The sequence below is a fragment of the Psychrobacter sp. KH172YL61 genome (genome assembly GCF_007182895.1).
Classification (GTDB): domain Bacteria; phylum Pseudomonadota; class Gammaproteobacteria; order Pseudomonadales; family Moraxellaceae; genus Psychrobacter; species Psychrobacter pacificensis.
In genome coordinates this window covers 502,725-521,902 of record NZ_AP019516.1, presented here as the reverse complement: position 1 = coordinate 521,902, position 19,178 = coordinate 502,725, and the positions used below count along the sequence as shown (strand labels likewise).

Genomic DNA, 19,178 nt, shown 5'->3' with positions numbered 1-19,178 from the left:
TACGCTTAAGACTACTGCAACATTTGTTGTTGCTGTAAAGACGTCTTTGTCAGATCTGTACCAAACCATTTAGTGGTTAATTTGGCATAGGTGCCATCTTCTTGAAGCTCTTTAAGGCCAGTATTTACTTTTTTAAGTAAGTCAGGGTGGCTTTTATCAATCAAAAATACTTTTCGAGCACCCTCTGCTTTGATACTTTCATAATCAAAGTATAGTGGCTGGAGGCTTGGTAAGTCGTTTAGGGTATAGCGAAGTACACCCGAATCATCTACTACAGCATCAACTTTGTCTTGCGCCATGGCTTCTACTGCTGCAAACGTGGTTGGGTACTGTTCTACAGATTCAGTTTTGTACTCTCCCTTAGCAAAATATTCATAAGGCTCTGAGTTACTCAAAACACCTAGTCTGACGTTACCTAAATCGTTTAAAGACTGGATATTTAATGATTTATCTAGATATACAATACTAGTAGGGAGCGGTGCATAGGGATTTGAAAGTAGATACTTACTAGCTCTTTCATTACTATAGGTCAAACCTGCCGCAATCATATCTCGGCTTTTGTTATCCAAGTTATTGAATAACCCTTCCCAAGGATCGTTATAAACCTCGATTTTAAACCCTTGATTTTCGCCAATATGTTGCATTAGCTCGATATCGAATCCAGTTACATTTCCATATTCATCCTTAAACTCATAAGGCGCATAATTGGCTTCAGTACCCACTTTGATGACTGGAGCAGTATCCGGTAAGTTACTTACAAAACTGTCTTCATTTTTTGTCACTGGTGTGCCAGCTGTATTGGTATTTTCTGTGGTAGAAGAATTACCACAACCAAATAAACCGACGCTTAATATAACTGGTAATACTCGATATAACTGCATCATGTTTTGTCCTTAAAGTTGCAACGCTTGTTGTCTTAACATCACTGTATGGTAACTGTCAGTTTCAAAAAACCTTACATTGTAAACATAAAGTTACAATCTACACTAATTTTTTCTAATTGAAATATTTCTGATAAATTTGTTTGGTGACAACAAACTATTTATTTTCAATCAACTACGATTAAACATGACACCTCAGTCATTATAAGGCGTGTCTTATAAAAGCATCAGGCTCTGCATTACCACGCGTAGCGCTCATGTATCAGAACCCTTTTATTAAGACAAAAAAACACCAATATTGGGTGTCTCAAAAACTTGCAGCCGCTACTCTGCGTCATCGAGGTCTAAATTACGATCTATCTGCCAGATTAAAAACGCACCCAAGCTCATCAGTACAAAAAGTGCAATACCGATTTTTAACACTGGATTGAGAGGGAATAAGTTTAATAATAAACCACCAAAAATACCCACTGAAAACATCAGCGAGCCTTGCAGCGCGCTTGCCATACCCGCACGCTGCTTTTGAAAAGCCAGCGCAATCGCTGAGGCGTTTGGCTGGGTCAATCCCAAGCCTGCAATACAAAAGAAAATACACGCCAGCACCAGTGGCAACCAAGCATCGGTCCCCAAAAATATACCGACAACAAACAATGTGCCTGCAGAGAGCACCTGCATCATCGTCCCAAAGCGTAATATGCTCAAGATACGAAAGCGATTGGTCAACCACTGATTCAGCTGAGTCAAACCCACAAAGCCCGCCGCATTCATCCCAAACAACCAGCCAAAGTGCGTGGCCGAGACGCCATAAGTGTCCATGATTAATTCAGAAGCTGAGCTGATATAGACAAACATCGCACCCATCAACAACCCGCCACCAATCGCTGGATAGTTGAAGGTTGGATCTTTTAATAAATCCCAATACTGACTAAGCACTTCTTTTGCAGGACGCACATTACGATTTTCTTCGGTCAATGTCTCAAAAAAGAAAAACTTAGTAAGCAATAAATTTAGGGCACCAAAAGCGGCCAAAAACCAGAAAATGGAATGCCAATCAAAAAACTGTAAAAATAGTGCACCAAGCGACGGCGCTAGTATGGGTGCCAGACCCATGACCAAAATCATAATCGAAAAAGCTTTTGCGGTTTGCTTGGCGGTTAGGCGATCTCTAATAGCAGCGCGAGTCACCACTGCCCCTACACAAGCGCCTAATGCCTGCATCGTTCGCCCTACAAATAATACATATTCATTGTCAGTGGTCGCACAAAGAATGGACGCAATCACATATAGTGTCATGCCTATGTATAAAGGCTTAACACGGCCGACACGATCACTAAAAGGGCCATAAAATAACTGCCCGAATACCAAACCCAAAAAATACGCTGGCACAGAGTTGGCCATAAATGCCGTAGATACGCCAAAATCATCTGCCATTGATGGTAGCGCAGGCAGATACATATCAATGGATAAAGGCCCTACCGCAACCATTAATCCTAGCATCATAATCCATGCAACAGGCAGATCAGCAGAACGTACTCGTTCAGAGGCGATAGGTTTATTTGGTAGAGAGGACTTTGGGGCAGACATAGTTAGACCATTTATATAGTGATGATTACTTAAGCGCTTGTAAGATGCATGAAATAGATATTTTTAACGACAATAGTGCATCTTTATCTAAATCTGTGCAAGCAAACAGTGTTATATCGTGCTGTCCACTCGGATTTCAATAGCCATAAGGGACTAATGAAACAAGCCTTAACAACTAAAAACAATCAACGTAATTTATCAAAATATGTCTGGCGTACTTTTAATCTAAGTACTGAGGCCGAAATTGTCTCAGATAAAATCCTTAAGACAATATCTACCAAAATTAAAGAACGTTAGCGGAACTGACGTTTGCTAAACACCGTGCTAGCTTGCTTTGCTTTTCTCAGAGCAAGTTTACGATTGCGTCCAAGCATCATCTTAATTTGCCAGATTTTTTCTTTATATAAGGTAGTTGCAGGCTGCTCATACATCGCATTGATTACGCGTTTGCTCGCTAGCACAGCATCAGGAGAACGCTCAGCAAACTCAGCCGCCAGCTGCTGTGCTTGCTCAAGCGGCGTCTCACTACAATGACTGATTAATCCTAATTCTTTGCCGTCATTGGCATTGATGATGCGCGCCGTCATGGCAAGCTCTTTGAGAACGTCTTCTCGTACCACCCCAAATGCCGATTGCGTCAATCCCATGTCCGGTACCAAACCCCATTTGGCTTCCATAATAGACAGCTGGCAATCCGGATGACTAATACGCACATCGCAAGCCAATGCTAGCTGTAGCCCAGCGCCAATACAGTAGCCTTCTAGTACCGCGATGACAGGTACTGGTAGATCACGCCACACCAAGCAGACACGTTGGAATGAGCTTTGCCAAGGCTTAATCAGCTCCCAAATAGCAAAGGCTTGGTTTTTGGGATGGTTTAAATCCCCTAAATCAATACCTGCACAGAATGTGCCTTCTGCACCATTTAAAATAACCGCGCGTATCGTTTTGTCTTTGCTAATGCGCTCTGCCACCATAATCAGCTCATCTATGACTTGAAAGCTCATGGCATTTTTTTTTATTTGGACGATTTAAGGTGACCGTTAATATATTGTCTACGACATGCACTTGTAATGTTTCATACTGGTAACTGGCAACCACGTTCATAATAATCCTTATTAATGAATAAAATAACTATAGGGCGTGTTGAACATTCGACCATGGCACTGACAGCGACTATTTTTTAGGCGATTCGATGTTAAAAATAATAAGTTTAGTCATTCTAAGCGCTTATTTTTAACGATGAAACGGCAAAAAGAGTCCTGTCCCCTGCTTTTATCGTTGGGGCTGATGCTAAAATTGCCCCATACTGCGTTGCAAATCTCGCTAAGGCATCTGCATTATCGTCGCTTTGTGCCTTGTCTGGAACCATTTTAGCGATCAGCAGTGCCTATTTGCGAATGTTCAACACGCCCTAGTAATGATGGTCACAATATTAGCAGGCTTAACCCTACTCTACCGTAGCAATAACTGACTGCTACGATACTGTATCAAGCGTCTGCCTTTTAATATTCGCACATTATCTGACCGCTAGTGATCGGTATCGTATGCAATTCACTTATTACATCGCATAATAACGGTCCGATTACCTGCTCTAAATCATTTTCCACGTCATGTCATTTTCGCTCAAACGATGATAATTAAGCTGCGGATAAGATGATAAATCTACCTTTTGCAGGTTGTCTAGCGCCGTTAATAATGCCTCATAATAAGGCTCAATCATTGCAAATTGCACAGGTGTCGTATGCTGTACATTCAGCAGACACTTATCTTCCAAATCTTGGCTGGCCTGACGTAGCTGCGGCACTCCTGTATAACGGCTGCCGCCCAATATGCGATGGGCGATTTGTGCCAATAAGTTACGATCACGAGCTTCCCATGCTTGAGTCAGTGCTTGCTTTTCCTCGTTAATCGTATCGAGCATCATAATGATGAGCTTGGCTGCTAAATCAGGTTTGTTTGCTGAGCGAGTAAGCGCATCTTGCCAGTCTAAAATATCAGACGTATCCATTGTACTGAGGTTTTTTTGATGGAGGTTGTGATCCGTTTGCTCATATAGCCTTTTGTCCATATTCGCTGTTATGTCTTCAGCAGAATTATCTGTCGGTTCTTTTGGTGGATATAATAATGATTCTTGCCCTTGCTTGTATAAACGTAGGCTCTCATAGCGAGGCTGGTTCTCACGGGTGGTCTCTCGTCTATAATCGTCACGTGGCTGACTGTCACGCAAGTAGTCATCACGGATTTTTTTCAGTGATAATGGTCGAGTGACTTTTGGCGGTTCTGTGATTTCAGTCCTATTACGAACGCGTTCGTTGTCTTTGACCATCGGATAAATTGGGGTCTTTTGATCCGAGAGCGGCGTCGATTGTTCTGTGAGGTGTATATTTTCGGAGTCGGTATTTTGTAAATCGATGCTTTGCAAATTAGAAGCTTGCAGATCAGTATCAGCCAATGCCGTTATTTGCGGTGTGATGCTTTTCCGGCCTAGCCACTTTTGGAGTACTTGCAATAACTGAGGTTGGCTAATTGGTTTGCCAACGTAGTCATTGATACCGCTGGCGATCAGCTTGTCGCGCTCATCCGCTAAGCCATGTGCGGTGAGAGCAATAATAGGAATACGGCTATCAGCCGCTTCAATGCTCCGAATTTGCTTCGCTGCTTCATGACCTGACATACGCGGCATTTGGATATCCATAAATATCAAATCGATATGATTTTTATCTTGAGTAGCTGTTTTATCGTCATTTGCACTCTCTTCAGCATACAGGGAGGTGCTGGATTTTTTATTGACATCATCGCGTGTCTCGGCTTTTGAGAGTTGCGTTTTATTCGACAGACTCTGCTTATCGTTTTTAGCAGATTTGACATTTTTGGTTTGCTGTTTACTGATAATTTCTATGGCATCAAAGCCGCTACTCGCTGTAATGACTTGTATGCCAAGCTCGCTCAATAGCGCATCAAGCACCAACAAATTTGGTAGATGATCATCAACTGCCAGCACGGTAATCCCTTTCCAGCGCGGCTCTTGTAAGCTCTTTGGCATGCTACGGTTTTGTGTATCAAGCATTGCATATAGCTGTCTTTTGTCCAATGGCTCATACAAGATATTGGCTTGATAGCGGTTTAGCAGTGTTTGGTCAGCTGCCACTTGATAGCCAAACACAGCAAGTTTGCCTTGATAATGGAGACGGATTTGCTTGAGTAACGCCATCATATCGTCTTGCGTGTCATCATCGACGATGACCCAATCCCAAAAGTTGCCATGCTCTTTGAGTGACTCAAGCACCCCCGGTAATGAATTGGCTTGGGTGAGCTTAATCGGCAAGTACTGCAAGCTGGCCTTCAACACTTGTATTGAGGCCGTATGACTGATCCAAACCAAGACGTTGAACTCATCTGTCTCGCTCGCAAGCGGTGCCAATACTGGCAGCTCAATGGTCTGACCAGTTGGTGCCTCTAGCACATCGACATGGGCTGGCATACGGAACCAAAACGTCGCGCCTTGGTTGGCGATGTTCTCTTGAGCATTGTCATGAAAGCCGATATCGCCGCCCATCAGACGCGTTAATTGCTTGGAGATAACCAGACCCAACCCCGTACCACCATACTGGCGCGTGATTGACGGATCGCCTTGGCTAAAGCTCTGAAACAGCATTTTTGATCAGCAAGCGAGATGCCTTTACCACTGTCTTGCACGCTAATCATTAGATAGTTATCACGGTGATCATCCAAGCTGACCCGTACGACCACATCGCCACTATCTGTGAACTTGATGGCATTACCAACGATATTGGTCAATACCTGCTTGAGGCGCAGCGCATCGCCATTGATACGCATTGGCACATCGTTATAGAACAAGACAGCCATGCGCAGCCCTTTCTCGGCAGAGACAGGAGAGAGCATATCAACCACATCATAAATGGTGTCATACAAATCAAACTCATGACGATCAAGCACCAACTTGCCCGCCTCAATCTTAGAAAAATCCAAAACATCATTGACCAAAGCAAGTAGGTGAGCTGAGGATTTGCGGATAGTCTGTACGTATAAATCCTGTTCAGGATTGAGCTCACCGTGACGCGCTAATAAGTTAATAAAGCCATCGATACTGTTCAACGGCGTGCGCAGCTCGTGGCTGATGTTGGCCAAAAATGCGGATTTGGCTTGGCTGGTTGAGATGGCAGCATCACGCGCATTTCGAATAGAGATGTTTTGCATTTCCATCTCATCAAATGCCAAACGCAGATCGTCTTCGGTTTGCTCGGCATGATCCTTGAGCTCCTGAAAACTTCTATGGAGGCGACGAAATGTCTTGACCAAATCTTGCTGTAATAAATTAAGCTCACCATCTGACTCTACTGGTACAGGCTGATATAAGTTATCAACATGGGTACGTTGTAATTGCAAACGCAGCTCATAGATAGGTGCAATCCAACGCTTTGAGTAAATATTTAAGCTGAGTAATAAAATCAGAATGGTAAACAGACCGGTAATCACCAGCGCCATCGCGATACGATAACGGGCGATATAAAGTGGCTCGTTGTCCATATCGACCAGTAGCCACAACGTCTGCCCTCAAACTCACCCAACACGCTGCCATATGCCGTGCCTACAGGCGTTGGTTTTTGCGATAAAAACTTTGCTGAGTCACTGATTAGCGGCCATTTCTCGTTCAGACCATAGCCTACGGTCGCCAATACTTGATTGCCTTCATTGATAACAGCAATACGCTGTACATGCTGCTCAGACTGCATACGCCCGAGTTTATCCTGTATGCTTTCGAGCGTTGTCATCGCACTCTGTGATGCCTCATCTGTGCTGCTTTTTGATTGCTGACGTTCTTGCTCCAACAAATCAGGAATCAGCTCTGCAATGACTGGTGTATAACGAATCAATACCGCCTCAGCCAGTGCCTCTTGCTCTGAATCGCTCGCACGCATGGTTTCGTGAAATACCAAAATCCCCCTACCGCCGCCAACACGCAGATGGGTAAAAAACACCAATAGGATCAGCTGACCATAAGCGCTACTGGTATTAAAACGTTTTTTATATGCCATGCTCGCTCTACTCTCTACGAAAATGCTGTCTGTGAATTTTGTTACGGTCTCTACGCTACCATAAAAAATGCTTAAGCTTGCTAGCTTGTTTTTTAAAGATACGCCTTTTATGGTTCAAGATTATCTTAACAGGATTCTATAAATCGCGTTTACCCATTCAAGGTGAATGAAACACAAACTTTGACCAATATGGCTTTAAGCAAACCTAACAAATATACATACGTTACTAAACGGCATGGTTGCGGCACCATAAAACCTGCTTTTGTCCCTAAAAAAATTGCCAGTAAAAGGCGCTTTCATCAAGTATTATTCTTTTATGCAATAAGCGCAACTAGCAACAAAATGATATAATGACGCAACTTTTTATTTGCCACACTAGATGGTTTACCCTCATGATGAATGAGAGCGTACGCTACTGCCGTTAAGTTTTGGTTTATCTGTCACTATAAGCCAATACACAAAACGCTTGTCTCAAATGATGATCAGACAATAAAAAATAGTGATTCGATCACAGCCTATCGCCCAAAAAATATTTTAGAAAATAAATAAGGATTTCTTATGTCCGCAACGGCCATGTCAAACGCTAACTTTATCACTCAAGTCACCACGCTTGCCGATTGTGTCGGTCAAACGCCATTGGTTAAATTGCAGCGCCTACCTGAACAAGAGCATATCGAAAATGGCGCCACATTATTAGCCAAATTAGAAGGCAATAACCCTGCTGGCTCTGTAAAGGATCGCCCTGCTTTTAATATGATTTATCAAGCAGAGCAGCGCGGTGATATCAAACCCGGCGATACATTGATTGAAGCCACTAGCGGCAATACTGGCATTGCATTAGCTATGGTCGCGGCGATGCGCGGTTATCCAATGACATTACTGATGCCAACCAACTCTACTCAAGAGCGTAAAGATGCCATGATTGCTTACGGCGCGACGTTGATTGAAGTCGATGAAGGCATGGAAGCGGCGCGTGATTTGGCATTACAGATGCAAGCCGATGGTAAAGGCATCGTACTGGATCAGTTTAACAATCCTGACAACAGTCAAGCGCATTATCTCACCACAGGGCCTGAGTTGTGGGCGCAAACTGACGGTAAGATCACCCACTTTATTAGCTCAATGGGTACCACTGGCACCATCACTGGTGTCTCACGTTATCTAAAAGAACAAAATCCAGACGTCAAAATCATTGGTTTGCAGCCTGATGAAGACGCTTCTATTGCTGGCATCCGCCGTTGGCCTGCTGCATATATGCCGGGTATTTTTGATGCAGACTTGGTCGATGAGATCATGGATGTCGATCAGCGTATCGCTGAAGTCTACATGCGCAAACTGGCAAAAACTGAAGGTATTTTTGCTGGAGTGTCCTCAGGTGCAGCGGCATGGGCAGCAACGCAAGTCGCCAAAAATAATCCTGATGCCGTCATTGCCTTTATCGTCTGTGATCGTGGAGACCGTTATTTATCGACAGGTTTATACAATGTTGATGACAGTCATATCGATAATGATGCAGATAACGCAGCATAGTAAGCTTATAAAAATGCAGGATTCTTTATGTCACAAGCTCTACCGTCCGACCCTATACTAGTTTTCGATATCGAGACGGTCGCCGATATCGATGGCGCACGGCGTATTTATCCGCAGTTGGCTGCACTGAATGATGAAGACACCTTAAGCGCACTGACAGCCATCCGCATGCAGGAGGCAGGACATGATTTTATGCGCTTGCCATTGCAGCGCATTGTCTGTATCTCGGCACTGTATATCAAGGATGGTAAGTTATCGTTGTTTTCATTGACCGCGGATAAGTTTAGCGAAAAAGACATTCTTGCCAAGTTTTTTCGGGCATTCAGTGATCTTGAGACCTTGCCACAGCTCATCAGTTGGAATGGTTCAGGTTTTGACATACCTGTACTGATATATCGCGCTATGCAATATGATTTATCAGCGCCATGGCTGTTTGAAGAAGGTGAACGTATCAAAAATATGCGCTTTGATAACTACGTCAATCGCTTCCATACACGTCATCTTGATTTGATGGACAGATTTAGTCAGTACGGTGCCAGTCGCCGCGAGGCCATGGATATCGTCGCCAGTTTATATGGATTACCAGGCAAAACTGACGTTGATGGTAGCATGGTGGGCGCGCTCGTCAGTAGTGGTGATTGGCAGACACTCTCCATCTATTGTGAGTCTGATGTGATGAACACTTGGCTCATCTATCTTCGTTGGCTACGTCTGACAGGAAAGCTGTCCTCACCAGATTTTGATGCGTGGCAACAGCAGAGCTACGACTATCTAGCACAATATACCCAAGCCGATGGTAGTCCACGACATCAAGAGTTTATTGCTGACTGGTCATCGGCACCCAAATTATAGAAACCGTATTATTAGCAGTTTATTATTCTCCTCTTATAGTTATTTATTATTAAGGCAGGTTTATGCAACCCACCGACTCCAAAACCTCAATAGCCAATTCTGCTCCGCAGAACGGTGTTACTCAAACGAATGATAGCCAAAAGATTGCCATTCCACCCAGCAAGAAAAAATCTAAGCCATCATCAAAAACGCGCCGTCGTCTAAAAGATGCAGAGCCGATTCCATTTAACATTGATGGTTTGTCACATGATGGTCGCGGTGTTGCCATCTATGGCAATGGTTTTGGGGTTGATGATGGCCATGCTGAAGATAAGCATGGCAAAAAAATATTTGTAAGCTTTGCCCTACCGGGTGAAAGCGCACTGGTAAAAATCACCAATAGCCGTGCCAGTTTTGAGGAAGGCGATGCAATCAGCATCACTGCCAATCCAAATCCTGAGCGTGCTGTGCCGCCTTGCCCACATTTTGGTGTTTGCGGTGGCTGCAACTTACAACACTGGCAGCCCGATGGGCAGATAAATTTTAAGCAGTCCGTACTTGCTGAGATGCTCATGCATCAAGCCAATGTAGAACCTGATAACTGGCTAGCACCTGTCGTAGGTGATCGTCTTGGCTATCGCACCAAGGCTCGTCTAGGCGTGCGCTATGTCGTCAAAAAGAAACCGCGCTGGTCGGCTTTCGTGAGCGCTCAAGTAACTTTTTGGCAGAGCTCAATGAATGCCATATCTTAGACCCACGCATCGGTTTTGAGATTGAGAACTTAAAGACGCTCATCAGCACGCTAGAGAGCCGTGACAAGATTGCTCAGCTTGAGCTTGCGATGGGTGAGCAATTGCCAGAATTGCCTGACGGCAATCAACCTGTTGCACTAATCGTGCGTCACTTAGAGCCGCTGTCAGAGGCTGATATAGACAAATTAAAAGCATTCTTTGCAGCGCGCAATTGGCAGCTATATCTACAGTCAAAAGGTGCTGATAGTATTGAACGTATCGCTTTGACAGAGGCAGATGATCTAAGCGAGCAGTTTGGTCGCCTATATTATCAACTGCCAGAATATGATTTGACCTTTGAATTTATTCCTACTGACTTTACCCAAGTCAATTTATCTGTCAATCGCCAAATGACCAAGCTGGCTTGCGACTTATTAGATTTAAAAGCAGGTGAGCGAGTACTGGATCTGTTTAGTGGTTTGGGTAATTTTAGCCTGCCGCTAGCACGTCTCGTTGGTGAAACAGGTTCTGTGGTGGGTGTCGAAGGTAGTGAGGCCATGACCAAGCGTGCGGCTGACAATGCTCGTCGTAACGGTATCAGCAATACTGAATTTTATAGTCAAGATTTGACAAAAGATTGCACTGACAAACCTTGGGCCAATCAGGGTTTTGACGCCTTACTCATCGACCCCCCGCGCTCTGGTGCTTGGGAGATTATGCAGTATTTGCCAAAATTCAACGCTGAGCGTATCGTCTACGTTTCTTGTAATCCAGCAACCCTCGCCCGCGATACCAAAGCATTACTAGAGCAAGGGTATCGCTTGACGCATGCGGGTGTCATGGATATGTTCTGCCATACTGGACACGTCGAGTCTATCGCTCGTTTTGAAAAAGTAGACAGCTGATTTTTATACGTATCTTATGATTCGTAATAACCTCTTAAGTAGCCGTATTATGACCGCAACACTGAATCCAAGCTTGGATAATATTTTGCCCATAGCTCACGACTATTTCACATAATTAACCAAAGTCATTACAGAGCCTAGCTTGATTTGTCCTTTCAAAGTGAGATAATAGTAAACAATCTTCTTATACTGTATATCGCCGTATAAGCAGCACTTGTACTCGTAGCTTTATATATTTTACGCGCATTTTATGGCTGCTAAAAATCAGATTTTTAGCAGTTGTATTGGTTTATAGCTGGCACTTTATGAATCGTTCATTCGGAGTGTGTGCATAGTAGATGAGGTTATAATCAATTCAAAATAGCTAAGAGGAGTCGGCTATGGTAAAAATTCGTGAGGGGTTGCCGTTGGTGGATGGACAAACCACGCAGGCCGACAGTGCCACACTGGCGGCGCAATTGGTAGCGAGCCAACGCTCTCACCAATCTGCCAACAGCTACGCCCAGATTCCTCTCGATATCAAATACCAGCTGTCAACTCACAAGCTACATACTACTTTTGATCGATCAGCGGCACATACTTATGATGGCCTCGACCCCGCGCTTGAAAACGAGTATCTGGACAACACCTATACGCTCTCAGATGAAGAGCTCGAATCCATTGATTTAGATCAAGCCAATATCGATGTACCCACTTGGCTCGACAATGTGGCGAAGCGTATCGGACAAGAGTCTGTACCTCATCTGAGTGCTGCTTGTGAGTTTATCCGCAGTCACATGAATACTAGCGAATCTGAGCGCTCAGGTGCTTACGTCACTGGTATTGGCATGACAGACATATTGACCTATCTCTATCAAGATGAAGACGCGCTTGTTGCTGCCATGCTATATCGCAGTGCCCGCAAATCCATCATTAGTCTTGCTGAAGTTGAGAAAAATTTTGGTGCGGATATCCTAGCCCTTGTTAAAGACACTTTAGCAATGGGGAAACTCTCAGAGATTATTGAGAGCAATAAACGCTTAGAAGATCATTTCGTCAATAATCAGCGTGACCAGCTATCAAATATTTATAGCATGCTCATTTCTGTCACCAACGACGTGCGTGTGGTACTCATTAAGTTGGCAGAGCGTACCTTTGCCATGCGTGAGTTGACGTTTTCTAGGCCAGAGCGTCAAACTCGTGTCGCGCGCGAGGTCATGACTATTTATGCGCCATTGGCCCATCGCTTAGGTATTGCACAGCTCAAGTGGGAGCTTGAGGATCTGGCGTTTCGCTACCTTGCGCCCGATAGGTACAAAGAGATTGCCAAGCTACTGTCCGAAAAGCGAAGCGAACGCGAGTCTTATATTCAGCGTGAAGAGAAGCTCAATGAGGCATTAGCGAATGCTGGCATTGAGGGCGAAGTATCCGGACGCGTCAAGCATATCTATTCTATTTACCGCAAAATGAAACTCAAAGGTTTATCCTTTGACCAGCTGTATGACATCCGAGCATTGCGAGTATTGGTCAATAATCCTTCAGACTGTTATCACGTCTTAGGCTTGGTACATGGTTTGTGGCGTTATATTCCTGAGCAATTTGACGATTATATTACCAACCCAAAGTCAAACGGCTACCGCTCACTACATACCGCCGTCATTGCCGAAAACAAATCGCTTGAAGTGCAGATTCGTACTCAGGAGATGCATTTTGAGGGCGGAGCTTGGCATGTGCGCACATGTCAATTACAAAGAAGGCCTGAAGAATAAAAAAGACAATTACTTAAATCAAAGAATCAGCTCGCTACGTCAGCTACTGTCTATTAACAACGAGACCCGTAACCAGCCGCGCTCATCTGTCATGACAGGCGAAGAGCTAGATGACATGGAGCTTGACGAAGAAGAACAACTCGTTGATTTTGATGAGCTCGAGCGTATCTATATTTTCAGCCGTGACGGCGACATCACCGAGCTACCAAAAGGTGCAACCGTTCTCGATTTTGCCTATTATGTGCATACCCAAGTTGGTAACCGTGCACAGGCAGCCCGAGTTAATCAGCGCTATGTGCCATTGACTTATCAGCTAAAAACAGGGGGAACAAGTTGAGATCATCACTAAGGCATCGCGTGAGCCCAATCGTGATTGGCTAGTCGCCTCACTGGGCTATATTCATACCAATCGCGCACGCTCAAAACTGCGTCAATGGTTCAACAAACAAGACCGTGATAAGAATATTGAAATAGGTCGTCAGATGCTTAGCAAAGAGCTTGAGCGCCTATCTGTGCATCCCAATAGCATTGACTTAAATGACTATATCCAGCATTTCCACGTCAATACGACCGATGATATTATCGTGGGGCTCGTCACAGGTGATATCGGTCTCAATCAGCTAACCAGCCATATTTCTCGGCAGCTGCATTTAGAACCCGAGATACCACCAGAGAACTTTGCACCGCACGTCGATACTAGAGATGCGAGCAAGCTCGATGCCTACAAAATCCGTATCGACGGTCTGGATAATATTGAAATCAATTTAGCAGGCTGCTGCCATCCTGTACATGGTGAGCCAATTGCCGGATACATTACCTTATCGCGAGGTGTCAGCGTTCATAACCGCGGTTGCCCTGAGTATCTGCGTTTGGTCGAGCGTGATCCTGAGCGCAAAATAGAGGCAGCTTGGCAAGTACAATCTGGTCGCTATCAGCCAGTTGATATCCACGTAGAGGCGTATGACAGACGCGGCCTGTTGCGTGATTTGACACAGATTATTGATAAAGAGAACGTCAATATCCGCAAAGTTGAAACGCTTAGTAACGATGACAATATCGCCTTTTTGAAATTTCATATCGAAGTTTCAGGGCTAGCGCATCTATCTAAGTTACTGGCGAAACTAGAGCAACAGCACGGTGTCTTACATGCTCGTCGCGCTGTGGCTTAGTTGACATGCTAAGCTACCAATTATTCACTCAAAAATAGAGTTGTCATAAAACATCATGCCCGAATTGCCAGAAGTAGAAACCACCAAGACTAGCCTTGCACCATTATTAGGACAACAGGTGATTGACATAAAGGTCTTTCAACCCAAACTACGTTGGGCGATGCCAGATGACTTAAGTAGTCTGGCTGACTACACGTTAGATAGCGTTGAACGCCGAGCAAAATATCTTGTTCTTAAATTTTTGCCCACAGTGCTTAATGATAATGATGCCATGGTAGCACCACTTAAGCTTTTGATTCATTTAGGCATGTCAGGTAGTTTACAGCAGCACAGTTATGGCACTGACAAACGTAAACATGATCATCTAATAGTAGTATTTAGGGGATTCTGAAAATGCAAAGTCTCAGCTACATTATTACGATCCAAGACGATTTGGCTCAGTATTATGGTATGAAGATTACGGTAGCAAATTACTGGACCACTTGGGCCCTGAGCCACTCTCGGAAGATTTTACCGCAGAATATCTTTATAACGTTATTCAACGTAATAACTTATCCGATAAAGATCATAACAATACAGGCTCTAACAAAAAACCATCGACCAAACGAACACAGTCCATCGCACGAGCTATCAAATCTGTCATTATGGAACAAAAAGTCGTGGTAGGTGTCGGTAATATCTATGCGACGGAAAGCCTCTACCTATCAGGTATTCACCCTGCTACCCCAGCCAATCAACTGTCACTTGAGCAGCTGATAATTTTAGTTGACAATATTAAAGATATATTAAAAAAGGCTATCAAACTTGGCGGCTCAACGCTACGAGATTTTACAGTCGCGAGTGGTCAAACGGGTTATTTTCAGCAGACTTTAAATGTTTATGGTAGGCAAGGAGAGCATTGCCTAAAATGCGATACCATTCTAGAAAATGTTAAGCTCAATGGTAGAGCCAGCGTTTATTGTCCAAATTGTCAGCCGTTAGCTTAAGCTTAATTAGTGCTCATATGATTTCTTACCTTGACTAAAGACAAATCTGCTACTATTTTCAAAATAAATACAATCTAGTTTGATATATTTTTTTACTCACATAAGAATATCCCATGTATTCTTGTTGCTTATTGGCGTACATCTTGCTTTAATAGTGCTAGCGCTTACAAAAATAGTGCGCACTATTTATTCTTCTGTAATACTTACCCTACCTGTCGTTGCCGCGATATTCCTATATGGAGACAGCAGCAGCCATTAATCATACTAATTGTAAATTTTAGGATATCGTTATGACGGTTAAAGCCACAAACAAACGCGCAGTTAAGCAAAAGTTGTTTCCTGTCTTTACTTCCTTAGCGTTAATGGCTGCTAGTATGCAACCTACTCTTGCAGCCATAGAAATAGACGAAACTGACTTTGGCCCTTCGTATGAGACGATGGTAGTAGATACGATTGTTGGTAAACCATTACAACTGGTCAATGCTGTGGCTGGTACCGCCGCCTATATCGTGAGCCTACCCTTCTCTCTTATCGGTGGAAATGCCGATCAAGCGCAGCAAAAATTATTTGTTGAGCCTTGGGATGCTATGGGAAGATGTTTAGGCTGTACAGTTGCTGAAGACAACTATTATAAATCACAAGTTATTGACAATAATACTGTGCGTATTGTCGTTGACCAACCATCAGAGATTTTGATTAATACTAACGATTACGTGGTTGTCACGCCATAAGCTACTGTGTTTGATCGTTTTTAGCATAAATCAAAAATATGACTTTATGAATAGACAATAGAAAAGGCTAACATAAAGTTAGCCTTTTTGTTACCACTAAACCGTACGTTATTATTTTACAATATGAGTATTACTTAATTTAGCACTGATTTCACGCAGTAACTGTACTTCTTCTGATGGCTCTACTACAGCTTCCTCTACAGCTTCCGTACGACGCATTTTATTTACTACTCTCACCATCATAAAAATAATAAAAGCTAAAATTAGAAAATTAATGAGTACAGTGATGAAGCTACCATATGCTAATACAGGAACGCCAGCTTCTTTGAGTGCATCGTAGGTCATAGCAACCCCATTAGGCACATCACCCAATACCAAAAGCATATTTTTAAAGTTAATCTCGCCCCCTACAATGAAAGCGACAATTGGCATAATGATATCATCTACCAATGATTTAGTGATGGTAGCAAAAGCCCCACCAATGATAACACCAACTGCTAAGTCCATCACATTGCCTTTTAGAGCAAATTCTTTAAATTCTGAAACCATACTCATTGTATTCTCCTCAAAAATTATCTATAGGCGTATAGATATTTTATATAATCAGTATCATACTTCACTCTAACGTTAATCATTGAACACATCAAAACTAATGTTCATTTTGTATTTATTTCTTCAAAATTACAACAAAAAAAAAGCAGTATAAAGTGAACCACTATAGCTCACCCTATACTGCTAATTCTTTAACTACTCCGATGTCTAAAAGACATTAAATTTTGGTGTTGAAAATCAACGCTCTAAAAGATTGAATAGTTTATACTGTCGATATTATGCATTTTTCTTACTACGGCTGTGACGCTTACGCTCACTTTCAGTCAAATAACGTTTACGTAGACGAATCGCTTTTGGCGTGACTTCAACCAACTCATCATCTTGAATGAACTCAAGCGCTTGCTCAAGCGTGAACTTAACTGCTGGCGTCAACGTCAACGCTTCATCAGTACCACTAGCACGTACGTTGGTTAACTGCTTACCGGTTGTTGGGTTAACCGTCATATCATCGTTACGAGAGTTAAGACCAATAATCATACCTTCATAAACTTCAAGCTGTGGCTCAGCAAATAACTTACCACGTTTTTGTAGGTTAAACAGTGCAAAGCCTAGGCAAGTACCGTTTGCCATAGAAACCAATACGCCGTTTGAACGACCACCCACATCACCGATTTTTTGTGGACCGTAATGCGAGAAGCTTGACGTCATGATACCACTACCTGAAGTCAATGTTAAAAACTCAGAACGGAAACCGATCAAACCACGAGCTGGTACTGTCGCTTCAATACGCATACGACCTTTACCATCAAGCTCCATATTGGTCATCTCGCCTTTGCGTAGACCAACCTGCTCCATAATAGAACCCTGATGCTCTTCTTCGATATCGAAGACAACGTTTTCATACGGCTCTTGTAGCTCACCATCAACTTCTTTTACGATAACCTCTGGGCCTGAAACACCCATCTCAAAGCCTTCACGGCGCATGTTCTCGATAAGTACAGATAGATGAAGCTCACCACGACCAGAGACTTTAAATTTATCTGGAGATTCAGTGTCTTCTACACGTAGTGCAACGTTATGAATCAATTCACGCTCAAGACGCTCACGAATATTACGTGAAGTGACAAACTTACCCTCACGACCAGCAAATGGTGAGTTATTTACTTGGAAATTCATTGATACGGTAGGCTGATCAACTGTTAATGCTGGTAATGCTTCAACTTTATTAGGATCACAAATCGTATCTGAGATATTAAGCGCATCGATACCTGTGATACAAACGATATCACCAGCCTGTGCCTCTTCAACATCAATACGATCAAGGCCATGGTAGCCCATAATTTTTAAGATACGGCCGTTACGTGTCTTACCATGTTTATCAATGACAGTAACTGGTGTATTGGTTTTAACCTTACCACGCTGGATACGACCAATACCAATCACACCAACGAAGCTATTGTAATCAAGGCTTGAGATCTGCATACGGAATGGTGCGTCTGCATCAACTTGCGGCGCCTGTACAACATCAACAATAGTTTTAAATAGTGGCGTCATGTCATCAGCTAAATCATCTGCTTCCAAACCTGCAATACCATTTAACGCTGATGCATAAACCACTGGAAAATCAAGCTGCTCATCAGTTGCACCTAGATTATCGAACAAATCAAAAATTTGATCCATTACCCAATCAGGGCGTGAGCCAGGACGGTCAATTTTATTGATAACAACAATCGGCTTTAGACCTTGTTCAAATGCTTTTTGCGTTACAAAACGAGTCTGAGGCATCGGACCATCGACAGCATCAACAACCAAAAGTACGCAATCAACCATTGACATCACACGCTCAACTTCACCACCGAAATCGGCGTGACCTGGGGTATCAACGATATTAATACGGTATTCAGTTCCTGAAGTCTGATCTGTCCAACGAATGGCTGTATTTTTAGCCAAAATAGTAATACCACGTTCTTGCTCAATATCACCTGAATCCATTGCACGTTCAGCAATATTTGCACGATCGCCAAAAGTACCAGATTGATGTAATAATTTATCAACCAAAGTTGTTTTACCGTGGTCAACGTGGGCAATAATTGCAATGTTACGCAGGTGTTTGATATCGTTCGCCATATAAAATGCTCGTGTCGTCTTAAAAAAATGCAGTAGCAATAAGCGCCGCTGGATAAACTTTTATCATCAATAAGATAAATATTGAATTTTAGATGATACACAATAAATGCTATCACTCAGAAAATCTCAATATAATCAAATATCTATGCCGATAAATTCATCGTACAGATAGCTATGCTAATGTACATTCTGTCAATTTACAGAATGTTTGGGTGGCTAGTATAACATTATTGATTCATAAATTTATGAAATAACTTACTTTTCTCAATACATAAATAAAAAAAGCCACCCGATTGGGTGGCTTTTTTGTAACCATATATCTAACTATACGATTATTTATCTA

The 19,178-nt window shown here is 43.0% G+C and carries 9 protein-coding genes and 5 pseudogenes; 6 read left to right on the top strand and 8 right to left on the bottom strand.

Annotated elements, in window-relative coordinates; translation table 11 throughout:
- Positions 1–11 precede the first annotated feature (11 nt).
- The 6 genes and pseudogenes from PKHYL_RS02630 to PKHYL_RS18470 form a co-directional block, all read right to left on the bottom strand.
- Complete coding sequence (locus tag PKHYL_RS02630; protein WP_240365908.1) at positions 12–884, bottom strand: substrate-binding periplasmic protein; 873 nt, start codon at positions 882–884, stop codon at positions 12–14.
- A gap of 321 nt (positions 885–1,205) precedes the next feature.
- Positions 1,206–2,465: a multidrug effflux MFS transporter gene (locus tag PKHYL_RS02625; RefSeq protein WP_240365907.1), complete on the bottom strand. Its 1,260-nt coding sequence runs from the start codon at positions 2,463–2,465 to the stop codon at positions 1,206–1,208.
- Positions 2,466–2,758: 293 nt separating this feature from the next.
- Positions 2,759–3,572, bottom strand: a pseudogene (locus PKHYL_RS02620) (crotonase/enoyl-CoA hydratase family protein).
- A gap of 487 nt (positions 3,573–4,059) precedes the next feature.
- Positions 4,060–5,142 carry an Hpt domain-containing protein gene (locus PKHYL_RS18480; protein ID WP_240366483.1) on the bottom strand — a complete coding sequence of 361 codons (1,083 nt, stop codon included), beginning with the start codon at positions 5,140–5,142 and terminating at the stop codon, positions 4,060–4,062.
- An 858-nt stretch (positions 5,143–6,000) separates the two neighbouring features.
- Positions 6,001–6,686: pseudogene (locus PKHYL_RS18475) on the bottom strand (ATP-binding protein); the annotation flags it as partial.
- Positions 6,687–6,961: 275 nt separating this feature from the next.
- The gene (locus tag PKHYL_RS18470; RefSeq protein WP_240365906.1) at positions 6,962–7,525 is read right to left on the bottom strand and encodes a hypothetical protein; all 564 of its coding nucleotides are present in this window, start codon (positions 7,523–7,525) and stop codon (positions 6,962–6,964) included.
- Between the two features lie 573 nt (positions 7,526–8,098).
- Between PKHYL_RS18470 and cysM the strand changes: the two genes are divergently transcribed.
- From cysM to PKHYL_RS02575, 6 genes and pseudogenes are all read left to right on the top strand, one after another.
- Entirely contained in the window at positions 8,099–9,055 is a 957-nt protein-coding gene (gene cysM / locus PKHYL_RS02600; protein WP_186475426.1) for a cysteine synthase CysM, read from the top strand.
- A 27-nt stretch (positions 9,056–9,082) separates the two neighbouring features.
- Entirely contained in the window at positions 9,083–9,907 is an 825-nt protein-coding gene (locus PKHYL_RS02595; protein WP_093067765.1) for a 3'-5' exonuclease, read from the top strand.
- Between the two features lie 62 nt (positions 9,908–9,969).
- Positions 9,970–11,522: pseudogene (gene rlmD / locus PKHYL_RS02590) on the top strand (23S rRNA (uracil(1939)-C(5))-methyltransferase RlmD).
- 380 nt (positions 11,523–11,902) lie between these two features.
- A pseudogene (locus PKHYL_RS02585) lies at positions 11,903–14,439 on the top strand (RelA/SpoT family protein).
- Between the two features lie 55 nt (positions 14,440–14,494).
- A pseudogene (gene mutM / locus PKHYL_RS02580) lies at positions 14,495–15,425 on the top strand (bifunctional DNA-formamidopyrimidine glycosylase/DNA-(apurinic or apyrimidinic site) lyase).
- Positions 15,426–15,715: 290 nt separating this feature from the next.
- Positions 15,716–16,156 (top strand): hypothetical protein, encoded by a 441-nt coding sequence (locus tag PKHYL_RS02575; protein ID WP_071002294.1) that lies wholly within the window; start codon positions 15,716–15,718, stop codon positions 16,154–16,156.
- A gap of 111 nt (positions 16,157–16,267) precedes the next feature.
- Here PKHYL_RS02575 and mscL read toward each other — a convergent pair whose 3' ends face one another.
- Positions 16,268–16,711 carry a large conductance mechanosensitive channel protein MscL gene (mscL, locus tag PKHYL_RS02570; protein ID WP_058025799.1) on the bottom strand — a complete coding sequence of 148 codons (444 nt, stop codon included), beginning with the start codon at positions 16,709–16,711 and terminating at the stop codon, positions 16,268–16,270.
- A gap of 273 nt (positions 16,712–16,984) precedes the next feature.
- Entirely contained in the window at positions 16,985–18,835 is a 1,851-nt protein-coding gene (typA, locus tag PKHYL_RS02565; RefSeq protein ID WP_071002295.1) for a translational GTPase TypA, read from the bottom strand.
- Between the last annotated feature and the right edge of the window lie 343 nt (positions 18,836–19,178).

What these genes read in the sequence shown, in the direction of transcription:
- PKHYL_RS02630 (WP_240365908.1), bottom strand. Translation starts at nt 884, where the DNA reads ATGATGCAGTTATATCGAGTATTACCAGTTATATTAAGCGTCGGTTTA.
- PKHYL_RS02625 (WP_240365907.1), bottom strand. Translation starts at nt 2,465, where the DNA reads ATGTCTGCCCCAAAGTCCTCTCTACCAAATAAACCTATCGCCTCTGAA.
- PKHYL_RS18480 (WP_240366483.1), bottom strand. Translation starts at nt 5,142, where the DNA reads ATGTCAGGTCATGAAGCAGCGAAGCAAATTCGGAGCATTGAAGCGGCT.
- PKHYL_RS18470 (WP_240365906.1), bottom strand. Translation starts at nt 7,525, where the DNA reads ATGGCATATAAAAAACGTTTTAATACCAGTAGCGCTTATGGTCAGCTG.
- cysM (WP_186475426.1), top strand. Translation starts at nt 8,099, where the DNA reads ATGTCAAACGCTAACTTTATCACTCAAGTCACCACGCTTGCCGATTGT.
- PKHYL_RS02595 (WP_093067765.1), top strand. Translation starts at nt 9,083, where the DNA reads ATGTCACAAGCTCTACCGTCCGACCCTATACTAGTTTTCGATATCGAG.
- PKHYL_RS02575 (WP_071002294.1), top strand. Translation starts at nt 15,716, where the DNA reads ATGACGGTTAAAGCCACAAACAAACGCGCAGTTAAGCAAAAGTTGTTT.
- mscL (WP_058025799.1), bottom strand. Translation starts at nt 16,711, where the DNA reads ATGAGTATGGTTTCAGAATTTAAAGAATTTGCTCTAAAAGGCAATGTG.
- typA (WP_071002295.1), bottom strand. Translation starts at nt 18,835, where the DNA reads ATGGCGAACGATATCAAACACCTGCGTAACATTGCAATTATTGCCCAC.